The following is a 22,919-nucleotide window of genomic DNA, read 5'->3' as shown; positions in this document are numbered from 1 at the left end:
TTGCTCTAAAATGACATTTTTAGTTTTTTCAGGAAAGCAATATGTCTCAAGCACTTACACAACTCATTCAACTTCTCAGTTTAAAGCCTTTAGGCAATGGTATTTTTCAGGGCGAAAGCCAAGACTTAGGGCTACCACAAGTTTTTGGTGGGCAAGTATTGGCTCAATCGTTAGCTGCGGCAATGGCAGTGGTTAGCGAAGAGCGTTGGTTACATAGTTGCCATGCCTATTTTCTGCGAGCAGGTTCTGCCAAATTGCCGATAGTGTATGAAACAGAATTATTGCATGAGGGAAATAGTTTTACAGCTGCCTCTGTGACGGCAAAACAAGGGGGTGAGACACTACTTAGAGTTACTGCTTCATTCCATATTGATGAACAAGGCTTTGAGCATCAAGTCGCGGTGCCAGAGATGGAGGAACCGGAACAATTTTATTCTGAAGCTGATTTACTTGCACAAATGGCAACGATGTTGCCAGAGCATTTACGTCCTCTATTTAATTCAGAACGAGCATTCAATGTGCGCTTAAAATATCCAAATAATCCATTCCAAGGGCAGCAATTACCGGCAGAGCAACAATTGTGGGTAAAAACGAATGGTGTGCTTAGTCATCGCCGTTTACAGCAGTGTTTACTGGCTTATTTTTCAGATTTTCATTGTATTACAACCATGTTGCATCCGCATGAATGTGGTGTCTTTGAGCAAAAAGTTCGTTTTGCTACACTTGATCACAGTATTCGTTTTCATCGTGAATTTGATTTTAGCCAATGGTTATTTTTTGATATTCAAAGTCTCAATGCGAGTGGAGCAAGAGGATTAGCAAGTGCACAAGTATTTAGCCAAGACGGTAAATTGGTAGCGACTTATAGCCAAGAGGGGTTAATCCGCCCTATCTAAATTGGCAGATTTCCGATAAAATTCGCTATTTGTTATTTTAAGAAAAGAAAAACTATGATCGATTTCCGTCCTTTTTATCAGCAAATTGCGACAACAAATTTGTCTGCGTGGCTAGAAACTTTACCTTTGCAGTTAAAGCAATGGGAAAAACAGACACATGGTGATTATACAAAATGGGCAAAAGTCGTAGAGTTTTTACCAGATGCTAAAGTAGAAATTAACTTGAGCGATAAAGTAGAAGCCAAATTGGCTGAGCCATTAAGTCATGGTGAAATGCAACGTTTGGTATTCCATTTAAAGCAATTAATGCCATGGAGAAAAGGCCCCTACCACTTACATGGGGTGCATCTGGATACAGAGTGGCGTTCTGATTTTAAATGGGATCGCGTTCTGCCGCATTTATCACCATTAAAAGATCGCACGGTGTTAGATGTAGGTTGTGGCAGTGGCTATCATATGTGGCGTATGGTTGGAGAAGGGGCTAAGATGGTTGTGGGGATTGATCCCACCGAGTTATTTTTATGCCAATTTGAAGCTGTGCGCAAATTATTAGGTAATGATCGCCGAGCAAATTTAATCCCTTTAGGAATTGAGCAAATGCAGCCGCTACATGCATTCGATACCGTATTTTCCATGGGCGTGCTTTATCATCGTAAATCGCCGTTAGATCATCTTGTACAATTGAAAAATCAGTTGGTAAGAGGCGGTGAATTAGTGCTGGAGACGCTAGTGATCGATGGGGATGTTCATGATGTTTTAGTGCCAGCAGATCGTTATGCGAAAATGAAAAATGTTTATTTTATTCCATCAGTGCCGGCGTTAATTAATTGGCTTGAGAAAGTGGGTTTTAAAAATGTGCGTTGTGTTGATGAAGCGATGACAACATTAGAAGAACAACGTAAAACCGAATGGTTGGAAAACGAGAGTTTGGTGGATTTCTTAGATCCAGCTGATCACAGCAAAACGATAGAAGGTTATCCTGCGCCGAAGCGAGCGGTGATTATTGCTGAAAATCGTTAAAGCGTACTAGACAAGCGAATTTTTGTTCGTGACAGCAAAAATCGGCTGTTGTTGCTAATGAATTTACATTATCAATCGCTGCTAGACTTTACAAGACGTTCAAAAATAGTACAATAGTCCTTAAGTTAAAACTTGCCGTTCTGTATTTATACATGAACGGCAAGTTTTTGCTTTTCATTTTGAGTGGCTAACGCATAGTAGTGTAAAAAATCGTTACCTGTGTTATTCACTTCTCTCACATTTTTATTTTAATTTAGGAGAAAGAAATATGTCTTTAAAAGATATGACTGGTCAAAAAGTCCCTAATGTCACTTTCCATACTCGCCAAGGTGATGCGTGGGTTGATGTCACTACGGATGAATTATTTAAAGGCAAAACGATGATCGTTTTCTCTCTGCCGGGGGCATTCACGCCAACTTGTTCTTCAACGCATTTACCACGTTATAATGAATTAGCATGCGAATTTAAAGCTGTTGGTGTTGATGGCATTATCTGTATGTCAGTAAATGATACTTTTGTCATGAACGCCTGGAAAGCGGATCAAGAAGCTGAGAATGTGATTGTAATTCCAGACGGTAATGGTGAATTTACCGAAGGCATGGGCATGCTTGTAGGCAAAGAAGATTTAGGCTTTGGTAAGCGTTCTTGGCGTTATTCTATGCTGGTGAAAGATGGTGTAGTGGAAAAAATGTTTATTGAGCCACAGGAGCCAGGCGATCCATTCAAAGTGTCTGATGCCGACACGATGATGAAATACTTAAATCCAACTTGGGTGGAAAAACCATCAGTGTCTATCTTCACCAAACCAGGTTGCCAATTCTGTGCTAAAGCGAAAGCCTTATTAAAAGAGAAAGGTTTTACTTTTGAAGAAATCGTATTAGGTAAAGATGCGAGCTCTATCTCTGTACGAGCAATCACAGGCAGAGGCACTGCACCACAAGTCTTTATCGGTGGTGAGCATATTGGTGGTTACGACGATTTAGTTGCGCATTTTGCCAAGTAATCTGATTTTGTAAAAAATCGCATAATTTAGCCCGCTTGTAATTAATCAAGCGGGCTTTTTACATTTTTGCAAAATAGTATGCTAGCCTGTATTTCTCATACCTGCAGCAATCCCTGTAATAGTGATCATCAAGGCTTGCTCAAGAGCTGGGTCAGCGCTGTCACCTTGGCTACGTAAGCGATGAAGTAACTCAACTTGAAGAAGGTTAAGTGGATCAGTATATACATTACGTAAAGCGATCGAATCTGCCACCCAAGGGAGATCCGCCATCAATTGACCATCGTGCGAGAGTGATAATACCGTTTGTAGATCTGCTTGCAATTGGCTACGTAATTCTTTACCTAAACGGTGTAAATGGCTTGGTACTAGACGTTGATCATAATGTTCAGCAAGCCATAAATCAACTTTGCTAAATACCATCTCAAGCATACCAATACGAGTTGAGAAGAATGGCCATTGAGCGCACATCTCTTTGAGCAAAGTCTCATTACCTTGCTCAATTAATTGTTGCAGTGCTTTACCTGCCCCCAGCCATGCTGGCAACATTAAGCGGTTTTGCATCCATGCAAAGATCCATGGAATAGCACGTAAGCTTTCTACCCCGCCATTAGGATTACGCTTAGCCGGTCGAGATCCCAGCGGTAGCTTAGAGAGTTCCTGCTCAGGTGTAGCCGCGCGGAAGTATGGTACAAAATCAGGCTCGCCTCGTACAATACCACGATAGATTTCGCAAGAGGTTGCTGCGCTTTGTTCCATGACATTGCGCCAACTCTGTTTTGGTTCTGGTGGAGGGCAGAGATTTGCCTCAAGAATCGCACTAGCATAAAGATCTAAGCTGACAATAGCCACGCCTGGTAAGCCAAGTTTAAAGCGAATCATTTCGCCTTGCTCGGTCACACGTAAACCATTTTTGAGTGATCTTGGAGGTTGAGAGAGAAGAGCCGCATGTGCTGGAGCGCCACCACGACCAATAGTGCCACCACGTCCGTGGAAGAGGGTGAGCTCAATATGATATTTCTCGCATAAATTTACGAGAGCTTCTTGTGCTTTATATTGTGCCCAAGAGGCAGCTAGCATTCCCGCATCTTTGGCAGAATCGGAGTAGCCAATCATCACCATTTGGTAGTTATTGATAACACCACGATACCAACCAATTGAGAATAAGGTCTCCATCACGCTTTCACAACGTTCTAGATCGTCTAAGGTTTCAAACAATGGTGCGACAGGGATATTGGCTTTACAACCGGCTTCTTTGAGTAACAAGTGCACAGCTAATACATCGCTGGCTTCTTGAGCCATAGAGATAACATAAGCAGAAATCGTGCCTTGTGCTTGCTCAGCAACTACTTTGCAGGTATCTAGCACTTCTTGTGTTTCAGCGGATGGTGTCCAATCGGTTGGAATCAATGGGCGACGAGAACTGAGCTCACGCACTAAAAAGGCCTGTTTATCTTCTTCTGTCCACTGCGTATAGTCGCCCAAGCCAATATAACGTGTAATTTCGCCAATAGCATTAGCATGACGTGTGCTTTCTTGACGAATATCCAAACGCGACAGCCCTAAACCAAAGCAACGGATACGGCGCAGACAATCGAGCAAAGCCCCGTTAGCAATAATGCGCATACCACACTGATGCAGTGATTGGTAGCAATCATAGAGTGGCTCCCAAAGCTGATTATCATCGGTCAAAATTTCATCTTGACGAATAGTTAGCGGGCGGTCTTCCAACAATTCAGCATAATAGGCAACGGTTTTTATTAATTTAGTACGTAATGCTTTAATTACCACGCGATAGGGTTCTAAATGATCACCATATTTTGCGCGGAACTCAGGCGTACATTGCACCACAGAAAGTTCATCGGATAGCCCACGAATATCTTCTAAGAATAGTTCAGCCGCTTTCCAGCGTTGCATTTGTAGCACACGACGAGTCGTTTGCGCAGTAACGAATGGGTTTCCATCGCGGTCTCCACCCATCCAAGAAGAGAAGCGGACGGGCGCGAGTTCTACAGAATATTGCACTCCAAAGTGTTTTTCGAGTTGAAGATTGATTTGGCGACAAAAATCAGGTACGGCTTTCCATAAACTATTTTCAATAACGGCCATTCCCCATTTGGCTTCATCAACTGGGGTTGGACGTTGAGTGCGAATTTCATTAGTATGCCAAGCCAGAGCAATTAATTGCAAGAGACGGCGTTTAAGTTTTGTCGTTTCTGCTTCAGTTAAGTCATTATGCTCCAAACGGCTTAAACAGCGGTTTATTTCTACGTGTTTATTCACTAATGAACGGCGGGTCACTTCTGTTGGGTGGGCAGTGAGAACCAAATCAATGAGTAATTTATTGACTGTTGCAATCACTTTTTCGGCTGGAACGTTTTGTGCTTTTAAACGAGTAAAGAGTGCACCGAGTGAACGTCCTAGAGTATCTACTTTTTGTTGATTATTACGCGAAATAGAGTGGTATTGTTCAGCAATATTGGTGAGGTTAAGGAATTGGCTAAAGGCTCGGGCCACGGGAATAACGTTATCATCTGCAATGTTTGCCAGCATATCAAGGAGCTTTTCCCGAGCTTGCTCATCTCCATGGCGAGAATCGCGCGAGAGAATGCGGATATTTTCTATCAGCTCTAAAATGTCATTGCCTTGCGAATCACGGATAGTCTCTCCTAAAAAATCGCCAAGCATTTGAATATTACTGCGAATGGATTGGTCCATAATCAAGTTCCTTTAAAAATTAACAAACTGTGACAAGCGGCCCTTTTTAGCAAAAAATTTACCAAAAATAACCGCTTGTTTTATGGGAACAAGATATAACGAAAACCTTGTACTCGCAACGCCATTTAATTTATTTTATGAAATAAATTAGCTATTTTTATCACAAGTCAAATTTATCTCTGCCTTGCTGAAAAACGTACAGTAACATTATGCTTGGAATAAAGCTCGATGAGCAATTAATTGCTCTCTGGTCAGGCTAAATACCCCCAAACCGCCATTTTTAAATTCCAACCAATGGAAGGGAACGCTTGGGAATTGTTCAACTAAATGCACCATACTATTGCCGACTTCACATACTAACACGCCATTTTCAGAGAGATAATCTGCTGCTTGCGCAAGAATACGCTTGGTAATATCTAAACCATCAAAACCAGAGCCTAGTGCTAATTCGGGTTCATGGTGAAACTCTTCGGGCATGTCATCAAGATCTTCTTGATCTACATAGGGCGGATTGGTCACAATTAAATCGTAGCGATCCTGAGGTAAATTCTGGAAAAGATCGGATTGTAGTGGGAAAACGCGGTGAGTACAGTTGTGGCGTTCGATATTGATTTCGGCAACATTTAGCGCATCAAAAGAGAGATCAACAGCATCGACTTCTGCGTGAGGAAAACGCTCCGCACAAGCAATAGCAATACAACCACTGCCGGTACACATATCTAAAATGCGTTTTGGCTCGGCAGGTAAAATGCCAGTAAAACCTTGTTGAATCAGTTCACCAATCGGCGAGCGAGGAATGATTACCCGCTCATCAACATAAAATTCTAAACCGCAGAACCACGCTGAATTAGTCAGATATGCTACGGGTTTACGTAAACCCAAGCGAGCCTCAACCATTGCAACAATACGTTCTTTTTCTACTCGCGTTAAGCGAGCTTGATATAAACTTTCGGGCACATCAATAGGTAGTGCGAGTGCAGTTAAAACTAATTGGTTTGCTTCGTCCCAAGCATTATCATGCCCATGACCATAATAGAGATCCGATGAGTTAAAATAACTATATGCCCAGCGCATCATATCAAGTACGGAGCTAAGATCATCGGCTACCGGTGATTGCTGAATTTCATCTAACAGCTCAAGATTGTGTGTAAACATAAAATGAATTCCAAATGATAAATTTGCGGATTTATATCATATTTTGAGTTGTGATAGAATGCCGCCCTTGAATTTAAGAGGAAAGAATATGCAAGAAGATGATTTTTCACTGTTTCGTGACGCAGTGAAAGGAACAAAACAGATTAAGCAAGATACCTTTGTGCCTAAAAACGAAATTAAGGGGAAGGTAAGTGAAATTCGTCAGTTAAAAGAGCAGGCAGATACATTATTTTATTTTTCTGATGAATATGAGCCATTGTTACACGAGGTTGATGAGAAGGTTCGCTATCTACGTGAAGATATTGATCCTTATATTTTAAAGCAACTCCGTCGTGGGGATTTTTCGCCGGAGTTATTTTTAGATTTACATGGTTTAACCCGTGAGCAAGCCAAAAAAGAGCTGGCAAGTTTAATTATGGCATGTGAGCGAGAACAGATTTATTGCGCCAGCATTATGACAGGCTACGGCACTCGAGCTTTAAAAAATCAAATTCCACGTTGGCTAGTTCAGCACCCTAAAGTGATTGCTTTACATCAAGCACCGAGAGAGTGGGGCGGTGATGCAGCAATTTTGATTTTAGTTGAACAACCGGAAACCCCGGAGACACGTAGATAAGCGGTCAATTTTTTGCCTTTTTTTGCAAAATTTCGTGTTCAGGAAATCTTAATATACCTTTATAAAGGAGAATCAATGTTAGAACTTATTTTAGCTATTTTATGTAGCGTTACTGTTGGTGTATTAATTAAAGTTGCACGACAGAAAGGGATTGCAATCGATCAAAGTATTGCGGTTAATTATCTGGTTGCTATTAGTTTGACTTTTGCCTTACTTAAGCCTGATTTCAATGGGCAGAGCATTATGGAAATTGTGCAGACAAATCCTTCGTCTTATATCTTTTTTGCTTTAGGCTTTTTATTACCGAGTGTTTTTTTAATTCAAGCTAAAGCGTTGGAATATGCAGGGATTATTCGTACCGATGCCGCTCAGCGCTTATCGCTATTTCTACCGATTTTAGCGGCATTTACGCTATTTGGTGAAGCTGTAACCAGCAATAAATTAGTTGCACTTGTGCTTGCCTTTATTGCTCTGGGCTGTTTACTATGGCGTAGTCAGCAAGGAATGGAAAAAGGAGGAATGATTGCCGTTATTAGCTTAGCGTTAGTATGGGTTGGCTATGGCGTGAATGATATTTTATTTAAGCAGATGGCGAAAACGGGTTCAGCATTTTCGCTTACTTTAGTGATTTCTTTTATCTTTGCAGCATGTTTAATGTTTATTTACCTCTTATTAAAACGCACACAATGGCATATTCCAAGTGTGGCGGTAGGCTTGCTGTTAGGGACATTAAATTTCGGCAATATCCTTTTCTATATTAAAGCCCATCAAGCAATGAAAGATGATCCAACGTTGGTATTTACTGGCATGAACCTTGGTGTAATTTGTTTAGGCACATTGATTGGCGCATTAATTTTCAAAGAAAAAATCAATAAAATTAATTATACGGGTGTTGTGGTCGCAATAGTTGCAATTGTGTGCCTATTCTATTGGCGCTAAGGAATAAAAAAATGAAAAGCATCAAACAGTATGCTCAAGATTATGTGAATTGGGTGTTAAGGTTGGGGAAAGTCCGCTCAGCGATGTGGGGCTTTGTCTTTATTTCTTCCTTTGCCATTATTTTACAATGTTGTTTGAGCTTTTTATTTACAGGGCATATTCCAGCTAAAGACATTATTCGCTCAATGGTCTTTGGTTTATGTTCTGCACCTTTTGTGATCTACTTTTTTAATTTAATTGTGGAAAAACTCGAGCGTTCTAGGGCGCGTTTAGAAAAATCGCTTGATGAGCTTTCTATTCTACGAGAAGCAGATGCGCGTTTGAATGTAGAATTGGAGCAGCAAGCCGAGTTTTTACGCTCATTTTTTGATGCCTCGCCCGATTTAATTTTCTACCGAGACGGAGAAGGGCGTTATTTAGGCTGCAATCACGCAATGGAAATTCTAACGGGTAAATCAAAGCAGGAAATCCTTTGTTGTACACCCCAAGAGCTATTTACGCCAGAAAATGCGAAATTAATGACGGATACGGATCGCGATACATTAAAAACAAATACGGTATTAACGTATGAGCAGTGGATTCGTTTTCCTAATGATAAACTAGCTTGCTTTGAAATTCGTAAAGTGCCTTACTACGATCGTATTACAGATCGCCATTGTATTATGGGATTTGGTCGCGATATTACCGAGCGTAAACGGTATCAGGAAGTGATTGAAAAAAACAGCCGAGATAAGACTCGCCTTATGGCAACGATTAGTCATGAATTACGCACTCCGCTTAACGGCATCATTGGTTTAAGCCGCATTTTGCTTGAAGGTGAACTTTCTAATCAGCAGCGTGAATACTTAAAAACAATTAATGTCAGTGCAGTGTCTCTTGGGCATATCTTTAGTGATATTATCGACTTAGAGAAAATTGATAGTCGTCGTATTGAACTATTTAAAACGGAAGTGGAATTTTCACAAATTATCAGCAATATCAGCCACTTTGCGAATTTAATGGCAGAACAGAAAAAATTGAAATTTCATATTGCTTGTGCTGATGATCTACCTGAATTTATTGTGGTCGATAATGCACGCTTAAGCCAAATTTTATGGAATTTAGTGAGTAATGCAGTCAAATTTACCCCAGCTGGTGGTTCTGTCTTTTTAAATGTTGTGCGTTATGATCAAGACCACTTTGGCTTTATTTTACACGATACGGGGATTGGTATTGCCAAGCATGAACAACGTAAAATTTTTGCGATGTTTTATCAAGCTGAAAGCGCTGACCAGCGCAAGGCAGCAGGGAGCGGTATTGGATTAGCAATTTCAAAACGTATTGCAAGGCTAATGGGGGGAGATATCACAGTGGAAAGTGAGCTAGGTAAAGGTTCAACCTTTACCTTGACGATTCAGGCAAATATTGCAGATGGCACACAAAATGTGAAGATTAAACCTCATTCACTGAAAGTGCTACTGGTTGAAGATATTGAAGTAAATGTTGTGGTAGCAAAAGCAATGCTGGACAAATTTGGCTGCGAAGTCGATGTCGCGATGACAGGCGCGGAAGCCTATGAAAAATTTGCTCAGAATAGTTATGACTTAATCTTGCTAGATATCCAATTGCCAGATACGACAGGATTTGAAATTGCCCAGAATTTACGCCAACGTTATGAGCAAGGTGAAGTTGATTATTTACCACTATTAGTCTCATTAACTGCAAATATTATTCAAACAAAAGAAGAGTATCAACAACAGGGTATGGATGATGTATTGCGTAAACCATTATCTATTGAAGCACTTTCGGAATGTTTGAATTACTATTTCGGTGAAGAATTTTGGGAAAATACTGCAGAAAAAGCACCGCTTGCTAGCGAACAATTATCCTTAGATGCAATCTTTGATGAGCGTTTATTAGGTGAACTAATTGAAGTGATGGGCAAGGAAGGGGTATTAGCGAATTTCCAATTATTTTCTAAATTAATGCCTGATTATGTGAATAGTTTGGAACATAATCTAAAAGTTTGGCAAGAAACAGGCGATGAAAAACGGCGTAAACAAACCGCTGACGAAGCGCATAAAATTAAAGGGGCATTGGCCTCGGTCGGATTAACGAAATTGCAAGCTATTGCACAGTTAGCGCAAACAGATAATGGTGAAAATTGGCAGCAAGGCATTAATGATTGGGTGACTCAGATCGTTACGCAATGGCGTACAGATTTAGAGTCGGCGATTCAATGGGTAACAAAAATGGAATAAAGTCTCAACAAAATTCAAATAAATTGCGATTTTTAGCCGATTATTCTGTATAATGTGCCAGTTTTGTTTCCTAGTATTAGAAGGCGGCTATCAAAAGTATTTTTATTAAGGATATTTTTGCTAGTCGCAATTTTTAGGAAGATAAAACGATATAACTTATAGCAATTTAACAGGAATTTATTATGCTTAATCCTATTGTAAGACAATTTAAATACGGTCAGCATACCGTAACCTTGGAAACGGGGGCTATTGGTCGTCAAGCAACTGCTGCCGTCATGGCAAGTATGGACGACACCACGGTTTTCGTGACTGTGGTTGCGAAAAAAGACGTAAAAGAAGGTCAAGATTTCTTTCCTTTAACAGTTGATTATCAAGAACGTACCTATGCAGCAGGTCGTATCCCTGGTGGTTTCTTTAAACGTGAAGGCAGACCATCAGAAGGTGAAACCTTAGTTGCTCGTTTGATTGACCGTCCTGTTCGCCCACTTTTCCCTGAAGGTTTCTTTAACGAAATCCAAGTCATTGCAACCGTAATGTCAGTGAATCCACAAATTAGCCCAGATTTAGTGGCAATGATCGGTGCATCGGCAGCGCTTTCTTTATCAGGTGTACCATTTAATGGCCCAATCGGCGCAGCTCGTGTTGGTTTTATTAACGATCAATTAGTATTAAACCCAACGACTAGTGAACAAAAAATCAGCCGCTTAGATTTAGTGGTTGCTGGTACAGATAAAGCCGTATTGATGGTGGAATCAGAAGCAGATATTTTAACTGAAGAACAAATGCTTGCAGCGGTGGTGTTTGGTCATGAACAGCAACAAGTGGTGATTGAAAATATCAAAGAGTTTGTGAAAGAAGCAGGCAAACCACGTTGGGATTGGGTTGCACCAGAACCAAATACCGATTTAATTAATAAAGTGAAAGCATTAGCTGAAACTCGTTTAGGTGATGCGTACCGTATCGTTGAAAAGCAAGTGCGTTATGAACAAATTGATGCAATTAAAGCAGAAACAATTGCAGCAATCATTGGCGAAGATGAAACCATTTCAGAAGGCGCTATCGTTGATATTTTCACGGCATTAGAAAGCCAAATCGTGCGTAGCCGTATTATTGCGGGCGAACCACGCATTGACGGTCGTACTGTTGATACCGTGCGTGCCTTAGATATTTGCACTGGCGTATTACCACGCACTCACGGTTCTGCACTTTTCACTCGTGGCGAAACCCAAGCATTAGCTGTAGCAACATTAGGTACAGAACGTGATGCACAAATCATTGATGAATTAACCGGCGAAAAATCCGATCGTTTCTTATTCCACTACAATTTCCCTCCATACTCTGTGGGCGAAACTGGTCGTATCGGCTCACCAAAGCGCCGTGAAATTGGTCATGGTCGTTTAGCAAAACGAGGTGTGTTAGCGGTGATGCCAACTGCGGAAGAGTTCCCGTATGTAGTGCGAGTGGTGTCTGAAATCACCGAATCTAACGGTTCTTCTTCAATGGCATCTGTATGTGGTGCTTCTCTTGCGTTAATGGATGCAGGTGTGCCAATCAAAGCAGCGGTTGCGGGTATCGCAATGGGACTCGTGAAAGAAGACGAGAAATTCGTAGTACTTTCCGATATTTTAGGTGATGAAGACCACTTAGGCGATATGGACTTTAAAGTAGCAGGAACCCGCACTGGTGTAACAGCACTGCAAATGGATATTAAAATTGAAGGGATCACTCCTGAAATTATGCGTATTGCTTTAAACCAAGCGAAAGGTGCAAGAATGCACATTTTAGGCGTGATGGAACAAGCCATTCCGGCGCCTCGTGCAGATATTTCTGACTATGCGCCACGCATTCACACCATGAAGATCGATCCGAAGAAAATCAAAGATGTGATTGGTAAAGGCGGTGCGACAATTCGTGCTTTAACCGAAGAGACCAATACTTCTATTGACATTGATGATGATGGTACAGTGAAAATTGCCGCAACTGACGGTAATGCAGCGAAAGCGGTAATGGCTCGCATTGAAGAGATCGTTGCCGAAGTGGAAGTAAACCAAATCTATAACGGTAAAGTAACCCGTGTGGTGGACTTCGGTGCATTCGTTTCAATTTTAGGTGGCAAAGAAGGCTTGGTACACATTTCGCAAATCACAGATACTCGTGTAGAACGTGTGTCTGATTACCTCAGTGTCGGTCAAGAGGTGCAAGTGAAAGTGGTGGAAATTGACCGTCAAGGCAGAATCCGTTTAACGATGAAAGATTTAAATGCCGCAGCAGAAACAGAAACTGTTGAGCAAGAAAATTCTCAATCAGATATCGTTGAATAATATAATAAATTCAATCCCCCCGATTTAGGGGGGATTTAAATTTAATCACAACCTAAGGTTTTTTATGCAGCTTGCTAAGTTGTTCAATTTCCACTTTTGGTTATTTAATTTATTTACATTGCTCTTGCTAAGTGGCTGTGTAAATCGAAATACGGATTTAATTGCTCCGAATCGCTTACCACTATCAGAAGTCAGCCCACAGCTCCGTTTTGAGCAAGAGGTGATGCTGGTGCGACTCAGCCAAGTATTACAAGAAGCTGAACTGCGCAACAGTGAGCGTGCAGAATTGCATTTTGAACGAGGCGTTATTTACGACAGTCTAGGATTATGGTCATTAGCAAGAAATGATTTTAGTTTGGCGGTTGAGTATAACCCTAAAATGGCTGCCGCTTATAACTATTTAGGGCTTTATTTACTGCTAGACGACGACTACGATAGCTCTGTTGATGCGTTTAATGCCGTACTGGATTTAGACCAAAATTATGATTATGCTCGCTTAAATCGCGGGTTGCTGTTTTATTACAGTGGACGCTATGCGCAAGCACAGCGTGATTTTGAACGATTTTATGCAGCGGATAAAACCGATCCTTATCGGGTTTTATGGCTGTATTTTAATGAACTTGAATTAAGTCCAAGAACAGCAAAAGAGAATTTAATTGCGCGTTCTTACGGGCTTTCGAAGGAGTTTTGGGGAAGTAATATCGTTGATTATATTTTGGGTAAATTTACCTTAGATCAACTCCGTTACAAAATGGAAGCACAAGCAGAAGCAAATACTGCACAATATGCTGAAATTTTAACTGAAACATACTTCTATCTTGCAAAACAAACACTCAAAATGGGGCTAATCAATGACGCTAAGAGTTTCTTTCGTTTAGCTGCCGCAAACCAGGTTTATAACTTTGTTGAGTATCGTTTTGCCTTGTTTGAGCTTGCTCAATTACGAGCAACTCAAATTGATCCCGTTGTTGAGAAAAATTAGCGGGAATGACTAGGACAAACAAGCGGTCGTTTTTTGCAGATTTTTTACAAAATTGTACCGCTTGGATACTAAACAGGTTTTTATTTCTTGTGGGATTATCCCCAGTATTTTTATTCCTACCGAACTCAACAATTTATTTTTTTATTAGGCATTAGCTTTAATTGTAGTGCATATCGCATACCGAGAGTGTATGTCGCATATTCCCAGATTATTGCGGATAATGCCAAATCTCTATTTGGAATTTTATGACAACCGAAACTATGACTTTCGCCGACTTAGGCTTACCCCAAACCATTCTTGATGCTGTAAATGACATGGGCTTTGTTAATCCATCTCCCATTCAACAAGCCTGTATTCCACACTTACTTGCAGGTCGTGATGTATTAGGTATGGCACAAACAGGCAGTGGTAAAACCGCCGCATTCTCTTTACCGATTCTTGCACAAATTCAAGTTTCTGAACGCCACCCACAAATGTTAGTGATGGCACCAACCCGTGAATTAGCGATTCAAGTTGCTGATGCTTGTGAGCAATTTACCAAAAATATGAAAGGCATTCGTATTGCGACTATCTATGGTGGGCAATCTTACGGCTTACAGATTCGTGATTTAAAAGCAGGTGCACAAGTGGTGGTTGGGACACCGGGACGTATCCTTGATCATATCCGCAAAGGCACGCTAAACCTTTCTGCGTTAAAAGCAATTGTACTTGATGAAGCGGACGAAATGTTGCGTATGGGCTTTATTGAAGATGTTGAAACGGTAATGGCGGAATTACCAGAAGATCACCAAACAGCTCTCTTCTCTGCCACAATGCCTGAGCCTATTCGCCGTATTACACGCCGTTTTATGAAAGATCCGCAAGAAGTTAAAATTCAGGCAACTCAACGTTCAGCACCTGACATCACCCAAAGTTTTTGGCGTGTAGAAGGTTTCCGTAAAAATGATGCCTTATTGCGTTTCTTAGAAGTGGAAGAATTTGACGCTGCAATTATCTTTACTCGTACCAAAACAGGCACGGTAGATATTACCGAATTATTAGAACGCAATGGCTACCGTGCGGCAGCATTGAATGGTGATATGACCCAGCAAGCTCGTGAGCACGCCTTAGAACGTTTAAGATCAGGCCGATTAGATATTGTCGTGGCAACCGATGTCGCCGCTCGTGGTATTGATATTGAGAGAATCAGTTTAGTGGTAAACTACGACATTACTCTTGATGCAGAAAGCTATGTACACCGTATTGGGCGTACAGGGCGTGCAGGTCGCTCTGGTCGTGCCTTATTATTTGTTGAACCTCGTGAACGCCGTTTGCTGAAAAACATTGAACATCTCATCAAAAAACCGATTGATGAAGTGGCTATTCCAAACCACGAAATGTTGATGGCAAAACGTCGTGAGAAATTTAAAGCTCGTATTTCTCAGCAATTAGAGCATCACGATTTAGAGCAATATCGTGAATTATTGGAAGATTTATTCACGGCTGACCAAGATCACGAAGAGTTAGCGGCTGCAATGATGATGATGCTAACCGAAAAACAAAAATTGATTTTACCACCTGATCCTGAAATCAAACGCAGTCGTGAACGTGGTGGGCGTGAAAATCCTCGTTCATTAGAACGTCGTGGCGGTCGTGAACATCGTGAAAACAATGGCGTAGCGATGGATTTATACCGCATTGAATTAGGGCGTGAAGATGGCGTAGAAGTTCGCCACATTGTCGGTGCAATTGCCAACGAAGGCGACATCAGTAGTCGTTACATTGGGCATATCAAACTGCACGACACCTATTCAACCATTGAATTGCCGCAAGGTATGCCAAAACATTTAGTCCAACACTTTGCTAATAAAGCTCGTTTATTAAGCAAACCAATGCAAATGAGCTTAATCGGTGCAGTAGAAAATGGCGGCGGCGAACGTCGTGGTAATCCTCGCAAAGGCAGTCGCAATGATCGTCAAGATCGAGGCTTTAAAGAACGTAAAGGCGGTTTTAAAGAAAAGCGTTTTAACGAACGTGGTCGCCGTTAATTTTATTTGAGAAGATGGGCGTACTTGTGTGCGCCCTTAATTTTTTGTGAAATATGTTTATTCAATCTAAGCAAACCTTTTGCAATCTCACACTTGCTGAGCAAGATCACTATTTTATGCAACAGGCTTTAAATCTTGCAGATAAAGCTGAAGAAATGGGCGAAATTCCAGTGGGTGCGGTGTTGGTGACGAAAGCAGGGGAAATTATCGGAGAAGGGTTTAATTTGACTATCTCTTCAAATGATCCGACTGCTCATGCAGAAATTCAAGCGATCCGAATGGCAGCGGTGAAAATTCAGAACTATCGCCTGATGGATTGTACGCTTTATGTGACGCTTGAGCCTTGCCCAATGTGCGCAGGCGCGATTTTGCATTCTCGCATTGGTCGATTAGTGTTTGGTGCAATGGATTACAAGACAGGCGCAGTCGGCTCTCGTTATCATCTGTTTGAAGATTATAAAATGAATCATGCGCTTGAAATTAGAGGGGGTGTTATGGCAGAGCATTGTCGAGAAAAAATCAGTGCTTTTTTTAAGAAGAGAAGAGCGGAAAAGAAACAGAAAAGGCAGCAAAGCTTATAATAAAAAATCATATTAAAGTAAATTTTGCTATTTTCTGTAATAAGTAATTTCCTTTAGACTGCTTACAATTTCTTAATATTATTTTTGAGGTAATCATGTCTAAATTCCAAATTCACACGATTGAAAGCGCACCAGAAGCATCACAAGAGGCATTAAAAGCGGTACAGCAAGCGAATGGTTTTATTCCTAACTTAATTGGTGTGCTGGCGAATGCACCAACTGCATTAGAAACCTATCGTACTGTAGGTGGCATTAATGGTCGCAATAGCTTAACCGCAGAAGAGCGCGAAGTCGTACAAATTACAGCAGCAGTCGTCAATGGTTGTGGTTTTTGTGTGGCTGGTCATACTAAAATTTCACTAAAATTATTAAAAATGCCACAAGAGATTGTTGATGCGATTCGTGCCACTGCACGCATTGAGGCGAATCCAAAATATGACACACTGGCGCGTTTTACGATGGCAGTGATGCTTCAAAAAGCAAAATTAACCCCAGCGCAATTACAGGAATTTTTTGATGCGGGTTATAACCAACAAAATGCGTTAGATGTGATTTTAGGTGTCAGCTTGGCAACCCTATGTAACTATGCAAATAACATTGCAGAGACCCCAATCAACCCAGAATTGCAAGATTTTGCATAAAAAAGTAAAAAATAACCCGCTTGTATAGCGGGTTATCCGTTTTTAAGATTAGATTTCAAGCAATAGGCGGGTAGGATCTTCTAATAAATCGCGTACTGCAACTAAGAAGCCAACAGACTCTCGCCCATCAATTAAACGGTGATCATAACTGAGAGCCAGATACATCATTGGGCGAATGACCACTTCACCGTTTACCGCTACAGGACGATCTTTGATGGCGTGCATACCTAGAATTGCACTTTGTGGTGGATTAATGATAGGCGTGGACATTAATGAACCAAATACACCACCATTGGTAATGGTAAAGTTACCACCCGTTAGATCTTCAACGGTTAATTTGCCATCACGACCTTTTTCTGCGAGTTCTTTGATTTTTTTCTCAATTTCCGCCATAGATAGTTTGTCACAATCACGTAATACCGGCGTAACTAAACCACGAGGCGTGGAGACGGCAATACTGACATCAAAGTAGTTATGGTAAACCACATCATCACCATCAATAGAAGCATTTACTTCTGGGTAGCGTTTTAGCGCTTCTACAACGGCTTTAATATAGAATGACATAAAGCCTAAACGCACGCCATGCTGTTTCTCAAATTTTTCACCGTATTGTTTGCGCAAATCCATAATCGGTTTCATATCTACTTCGTTGAATGTGGTGAGCATTGCGGTAGTATTCTTCGCCTCCAGCAAGCGTTCTGCAATGCGTTTACGCAGACGAGTCATTGGTACGCGTTTTTCGCTACGTGCTGAGTAGGCAACGGTGCTGACAGTATTATTTGCATTTTCTGCTGCATTTTGTACCGCTTGTGATTGACGTTTAGCAACAGCTGCTTCGATATCTTCGCGGGTAATTCTGCCTCCTACGCCTGTACCGTGGATATCTTCAGCTTTGAGATCGTGTTCTGCTAATAAGCGGCGAATAGCAGGACCTTGTGCATCGGCGTCGTTATGTGAATGTTCAATTGCGGCTTCTTTACGATCGGCTGGTGTTGGCTCATTTTGGGCAATAGTAGCAGTAGAAATGTCACCAGCTTGAATAGCTGAAAGTTTACCTAGTAGCTGTTTGCTTACCACTGTAGCACCGGTTGCTTCCATAATTTCGGTTAAGATGCCATCTTGGGTTGCGGGCACTTCAAGTACCACTTTATCGGTTTCAATTTCAACGAGGACTTCATCACGCTTTACCACATCGCCTACATTTTTATGCCAAGTGGCAACAGTTGCATCGGCAACAGATTCGGGAAGGTCTGGAGTAATAATTTCGATAGTCATAAGTCTTTTCCTTTTATTTTTATTCGCGCGTATAACAATGATGTTACGGCAATATTGTGTTTACTGCAGGCGTTGCTTGCCCGCGAACTTAAAATGTTAAAGCATCATTGACGAGAGCTTTTTGTTGTTGAGTATGTAGCGACATATAGCCTACCGCAGGCGATGCGGAGGCTTCACGTCCTGCATAGCGTAATTTTGCTGTTTCAGGCAGAGATGCCTCAAAATTGTGTTTACTTGAGTACCAAGCACCTTGATTAAGCGGTTCTTCTTGACACCAAACAAAATCAGTCACATGAGCATAATCTGCTAGTACACGCTGCACATCTTCGTGCGGGTAAGGGTAGAGCTGTTCAATGCGGATAATGGCTATATCATGTTGATTATTCGCACGGCGTTGTTCAAGTAAGTCGTAATAGACTTTGCCTGAACACATCACTACACGTTTTACTTGTTTAGGATCAAGCGCATCAACTTCTCCAATCACGGTTTTAAATTCACCATTAATTAGTTCATCAAGCGATGAGACTGCAAGTGGATGGCGAAGTAGTGATTTCGGCGAAATCGCAATTAATGGGCGACGCATTTTACGTAATGCTTGGCGACGTAACATGTGATATACCTGTGCCGGGGTTGAAGGAATACAGACTTGCATATTTTGCTGAGCACAAAGCTGTAAATAGCGTTCTAAGCGTGCTGATGAGTGCTCAGGGCCTTGCCCTTCATAGCCATGAGGTAATAACATCACTAAACCACACATTCTGCCCCATTTCTGTTCACCAGAACTGATGAATTGGTCGATCACAATTTGTGCCCCATTAGCAAAATCACCAAATTGTGCTTCCCAGATGGTTAGCGTTTTCGGATTAGTAGTGGCATAGCCATATTCAAAGGCAAGCACGGCTTCTTCTGAAAGGACAGAGTCCCATACCTCAAATCTACCTTGATTAGCGTGTAACTGGGTTAATGGCACATAGCCAGTGCCGTCATTTTGGTTATGTACAACAGCATGACGGTGGAAGAATGTACCACGCCCCGCATCTTCACCAGATAAGCGAACGTGCGTACCTTCATCTAATAGTGTGGCGTATGCCATAGTTTCAGCCATTCCCCAGTCGAATAATTTTTCTTCTTGAGCCATGGCTTTACGGTCGCTGTAGATTTTTTCAACACGTGGGTGTGGGCGTACACTTTCTGGATAATCGCAAACACGTTTAGCTAAGGTTAAAAAACGCTCTTTCGGGAAGGTGTTTTCATAACCTTCTGTCCAATCGTAATTCAGATATTGCAACCAGTCCATTTTGGCAGTATCCATTTCACGCCATTCTTCAACTACACGCTCACCATTATCTAATGCATCTCGATAAGCATTGAGCATCTCAATTTCTTGCTCGGCAGTGATAATGCCTTCTGCAATTAAGCGATCGGCATATACTTTACGAGGGGTAGGGTGTTTTTTGATAATGCTATACATCATCGGCTGAGTGGCTAATGGCTCATCCGCTTCATTATGTCCATGGCGGCGATAAGAAATTAAATCAATAAAAATATCTCGTTTAAATTTTGCACGATATTCCACTGCCATTCTAGCAGCAAAAGCCACGGCTTCTGGGTCATCGCCATTAACGTGAATGATCGGCGCTTGAATCATTTTGGCAATATCGGTGCAGTATTCTGTTGAACGGGTATCATTAGGGTTAGAGGTGGTAAAGCCAATTTGGTTATTGATCACAATACGGATGGTACCACCGACAGTATAGCCGCGAGCATTTGACATATTTAAGGTTTCTTGCACTACCCCTTGACCAGCAACTGCTGAATCACCGTGTACTGTTACGGCTAATACTTTTTCTCGTGCTGTATCGTTAAGGCGGGTTTGTCTTGCACGAACCGAACCAATGACAACAGGGCTTACAATTTCTAAATGAGAAGGGTTAAATGCAAGAGCTAAGTGAATAGCACGATCATCGACTGCAAAGTCAGCAGAAGCACCTTGGTGATATTTCACATCGCCTGTACGGTGATCATCTGCATGCTTGCCTGCAAATTCATCAAAGAGGCTAGATGGTTTTTTGCCTAGCACATTAACCAGCATATTTAAACGTCCGCGGTGAGCCATTCCCATCACGACATCGGTCATGCCTTGACGACTCGCATGGCGGATGATCTCTTTCATCATTGGAATGAATGCATCAGAGCCCTCTAATGAGAAACGTTTTGCACCAGGGAATTTTGCTCCCAGATAACGCTCTAGACCATCAGCGGCTGTCAATTCTTTTAAGAGATTAATTCTCTCTTCTTTGCTGAATAAAGGTTTATTGAGCACGCTTTCAAGTTTAGATTGGAGCCACATTTTTTGCTCCATATCTTGCACATGCATAAACTCTAAACCAATGCTCCCGCAATAAGTTTCTTTTAAATTTTTTGCAAGCTCGCCCAGCGTAATAGTGTCTTTGTTATAAACGTAACGCCCAATATTAAAGGTTTCATTTAAATCCTGTTCGTTAAACCCGTGATGGCGATAGTCTAATTCAGGCACGCTAGACGTTTTCCAGCGATAATAATTGAGTGGGTCGAGGTTAGCTTCTAAGTGACCACGGAAACGGTAGGCATTAATAAATTGGAGAACTTTGACTAATTTCGCACTGGCTTCAGGGTCGATAACAGTAATCGCATCATTACGTTGCTCCCGTGCTAAACGGCGGAAGTAATCACGTACACCAGAGTGAGCTTGTTCAACCTCTGCAACTATGGGTAATTGTGCAAAAATTTTTTGCCAGCTTTCATCTACGCTGTTTGGATCTGCAAGATATTGTTCGTAAATATCTTCAACATAGGATTGATTGCTGCCTCCTAATGCAGTGGAGGCAAGTAATTCATCAAAGTTTTTGTACTGCATACAGACAACCTTAATCGTAAGAAAAGAATACATACAGAGTAACTCTGTACAGTCCGCTATATTATGCCTGAAATAAAACAAGAAAACTGTGAACTAGCTCTTGTTTTTACAAAATTTTAACAAAAAAGGCTTTGTTTTTAAACAAGCGGTTGCGTATTTGAAATAGCAAGCTTTTTTACATGAAATATAGTATTTAGTGAAAAATATAGAAAATATCGCTAACTTTGAATAAGTTGTTCTGTTTATCGCCAAGTAAACAGATAAATATTTGTCTAAATCAAACTTTTACCTAATTAATATTGTTTTAAGAAAATAGATTTCTAGAATATCGCCGATTTTACTTTCAAGGAGATATTCTATGAATGCGTCAGCAAAACGCTTTTCACTCACGTGGATGATTAATCTATTTGGTACTGCTGTTGGTGCAGGTGTGTTATTTTTGCCGATTAATGCTGGGCAAGGTGGTTTCTACCCGCTGATTATTATGGCATTGCTAGTTGGGCCTATGACCTATTTAGCACACTTAGGTTTGGCTCGTTTTGTTTTATCGTCTAAAAATGCTGGTAGCGATATTACTAACGTAGCACGAGAACATTTTGGTGGCGAAGCTGGCAAGTTAATTACTCTGCTCTATTTCTTCGCTATTTTCCCTATTCTGCTTGCCTATGGTGTTGGGATTACAAATGTAATCAGCTCATTTATGGTTAATCAGCTGGGTATGGCAGAACCATCTCGTTTCTTACTTTCAGGTCTTGCTGTTTTTGTGTTAGTCGGCGTTATGCTGTTAAATGAAAAATTGGTATTACGTATCACTGAATTATTAATTTACCCTCTCGTGGCAATTTTATTCGGGTTATCGTTATACCTTATTCCTCAATGGAACACAGCTATGCTTTCTGCAGATTTACCAAGTGCAGGGGATTTTTTCAAAACACTTTGGATCACCATTCCGGTATTGGTGTTTGCTTTTAACCACTCGCCAGCTATTTCTAGTAGTGCATTATCTCACTCGAAATTTTGTGATAACGATCCTGAGGCGACGGATAAACTTATGGTGCGTTCTTTACGTGGCACGGCAGGAATTTTAGTCGGTTTTGTTATGTTCTTTGTGTTTAGTTGCGTGCTGACATTAAGCCCAGAAGAATTACTGGCCGCGAAACAGCAAAATATCCCAATTTTATCGTTTTTGGCTAATAAATTTGATAATCCAATTATCTCTTATTTCGGGCCGGCAGTTGCTTTCTTTGCGATTACCAGTTCATTCTTTGGGCATTATTTAGGTGCACGGGAAGGTATGGAAGGCTTTGTAAACCAAATGCGTGAAACGCCAATTGAGCCAAGTAAATTCCGTTTAATTACCGCAGGGCTGTTTTTTGTCACTATCTGGCTGGTCGCTTATCTCAATCCTAGTATCTTAGGCTTTATTGAAAGTTTAGGTGGCCCGATTATTGCAATGATCTTATTCTTAATGCCGATGTATGCTATTCATACAGTGCCTGCACTGGCTCGTTTTAAAGGCAGATTTTCGAATGTCTTTGTTGTGGTAATGGGGTTAATTGCTATTTCTGCGATTGTGATTGACCTCTTCTAATTGCAGTTTGATAAGGCTATA

At 41.2% G+C, this 22,919-nt stretch carries 16 protein-coding genes; 12 read left to right on the top strand and 4 right to left on the bottom strand.

The genetic code is table 11. The features are described from left to right. The first annotated feature begins 41 nt into the window (after positions 1–41). The 3 genes from EDC51_RS02690 to EDC51_RS02680 all read left to right on the top strand — a co-directional run bounded on the left by EDC51_RS02690 (position 42) and on the right by EDC51_RS02680 (position 2,919). Positions 42–896 (top strand): acyl-CoA thioesterase, encoded by an 855-nt coding sequence (locus EDC51_RS02690; RefSeq protein ID WP_131928105.1) that lies wholly within the window; start codon positions 42–44, stop codon positions 894–896. 54 nt (positions 897–950) lie between these two features. Continuing rightward, entirely contained in the window at positions 951–1,916 is a 966-nt protein-coding gene (gene cmoB / locus EDC51_RS02685; protein WP_131928104.1) for a tRNA 5-methoxyuridine(34)/uridine 5-oxyacetic acid(34) synthase CmoB, read from the top strand. Positions 1,917–2,184: 268 nt separating this feature from the next. Beyond that, on the top strand, positions 2,185–2,919 hold the full coding sequence (locus EDC51_RS02680) for a glutathione peroxidase (RefSeq protein WP_015432749.1): 735 nt from the start codon (positions 2,185–2,187) through the stop codon (positions 2,917–2,919). An 81-nt stretch (positions 2,920–3,000) separates the two neighbouring features. Here EDC51_RS02680 and ppc read toward each other — a convergent pair whose 3' ends face one another. Together ppc and prmB are read right to left on the bottom strand one after the other, a co-directional pair. Continuing rightward, positions 3,001–5,634 carry a phosphoenolpyruvate carboxylase gene (ppc, locus tag EDC51_RS02675; RefSeq protein ID WP_131928103.1) on the bottom strand — a complete coding sequence of 878 codons (2,634 nt, stop codon included), beginning with the start codon at positions 5,632–5,634 and terminating at the stop codon, positions 3,001–3,003. Between the two features lie 207 nt (positions 5,635–5,841). After that, a complete protein-coding gene (gene prmB, locus EDC51_RS02670) occupies positions 5,842–6,789 on the bottom strand; it encodes a 50S ribosomal protein L3 N(5)-glutamine methyltransferase (protein WP_015432747.1) in 948 nt (315 codons plus the stop codon). An 88-nt stretch (positions 6,790–6,877) separates the two neighbouring features. On the opposite strand from prmB, the gene smrB reads away from it, so the two are divergent. From smrB to EDC51_RS02630, 8 genes are all read left to right on the top strand, one after another. Then, positions 6,878–7,405, top strand: a complete 528-nt coding sequence (smrB, locus tag EDC51_RS02665) for an endonuclease SmrB (protein ID WP_025289484.1) — start codon at positions 6,878–6,880, stop codon at positions 7,403–7,405. A gap of 75 nt (positions 7,406–7,480) precedes the next feature. After that, positions 7,481–8,344, top strand: a complete 864-nt coding sequence (locus EDC51_RS02660; protein WP_131928102.1) for an EamA family transporter — start codon at positions 7,481–7,483, stop codon at positions 8,342–8,344. Positions 8,345–8,355: 11 nt separating this feature from the next. After that, entirely contained in the window at positions 8,356–10,584 is a 2,229-nt protein-coding gene (locus tag EDC51_RS02655) for an ATP-binding protein (protein ID WP_015432744.1), read from the top strand. 182 nt (positions 10,585–10,766) lie between these two features. After that, complete coding sequence (pnp, locus tag EDC51_RS02650) at positions 10,767–12,905, top strand: polyribonucleotide nucleotidyltransferase (protein ID WP_131928101.1); 2,139 nt, start codon at positions 10,767–10,769, stop codon at positions 12,903–12,905. Between the two features lie 64 nt (positions 12,906–12,969). Continuing rightward, positions 12,970–13,887, top strand: coding sequence for a lipoprotein NlpI (nlpI, locus tag EDC51_RS02645; protein WP_015432742.1), 918 nt, complete (start codon positions 12,970–12,972; stop codon positions 13,885–13,887). A gap of 245 nt (positions 13,888–14,132) precedes the next feature. After that, positions 14,133–15,914, top strand: a complete 1,782-nt coding sequence (locus EDC51_RS02640; protein WP_131928100.1) for a DEAD/DEAH box helicase — start codon at positions 14,133–14,135, stop codon at positions 15,912–15,914. A 53-nt stretch (positions 15,915–15,967) separates the two neighbouring features. Continuing rightward, the gene (gene tadA, locus EDC51_RS02635; RefSeq protein ID WP_131928099.1) at positions 15,968–16,495 is read left to right on the top strand and encodes a tRNA adenosine(34) deaminase TadA; all 528 of its coding nucleotides are present in this window, start codon (positions 15,968–15,970) and stop codon (positions 16,493–16,495) included. Between the two features lie 95 nt (positions 16,496–16,590). Further along, entirely contained in the window at positions 16,591–17,136 is a 546-nt protein-coding gene (locus EDC51_RS02630; RefSeq protein WP_064318988.1) for a carboxymuconolactone decarboxylase family protein, read from the top strand. A gap of 48 nt (positions 17,137–17,184) precedes the next feature. Here the strand turns inward: EDC51_RS02630 and odhB are convergent, their stop codons facing one another. Together odhB and sucA are read right to left on the bottom strand one after the other, a co-directional pair. Next, positions 17,185–18,411 carry a 2-oxoglutarate dehydrogenase complex dihydrolipoyllysine-residue succinyltransferase gene (gene odhB, locus EDC51_RS02625; RefSeq protein ID WP_015432738.1) on the bottom strand — a complete coding sequence of 409 codons (1,227 nt, stop codon included), beginning with the start codon at positions 18,409–18,411 and terminating at the stop codon, positions 17,185–17,187. A gap of 88 nt (positions 18,412–18,499) precedes the next feature. After that, positions 18,500–21,307, bottom strand: coding sequence for a 2-oxoglutarate dehydrogenase E1 component (sucA, locus tag EDC51_RS02620; RefSeq protein WP_131928098.1), 2,808 nt, complete (start codon positions 21,305–21,307; stop codon positions 18,500–18,502). Between the two features lie 358 nt (positions 21,308–21,665). Here sucA and EDC51_RS02615 point away from each other — a divergent pair, with 358 nt between their 5' ends. After that, on the top strand, positions 21,666–22,898 hold the full coding sequence (locus EDC51_RS02615) for an aromatic amino acid transport family protein (protein WP_015432736.1): 1,233 nt from the start codon (positions 21,666–21,668) through the stop codon (positions 22,896–22,898). Positions 22,899–22,919 lie beyond the last annotated feature (21 nt).

It is taken from the genome of Bibersteinia trehalosi, from assembly GCF_004346205.1.
Taxonomy (GTDB): domain Bacteria; phylum Pseudomonadota; class Gammaproteobacteria; order Enterobacterales; family Pasteurellaceae; genus Bibersteinia; species Bibersteinia trehalosi.
This window is presented reverse-complemented; position numbering and strand designations above follow the sequence as displayed.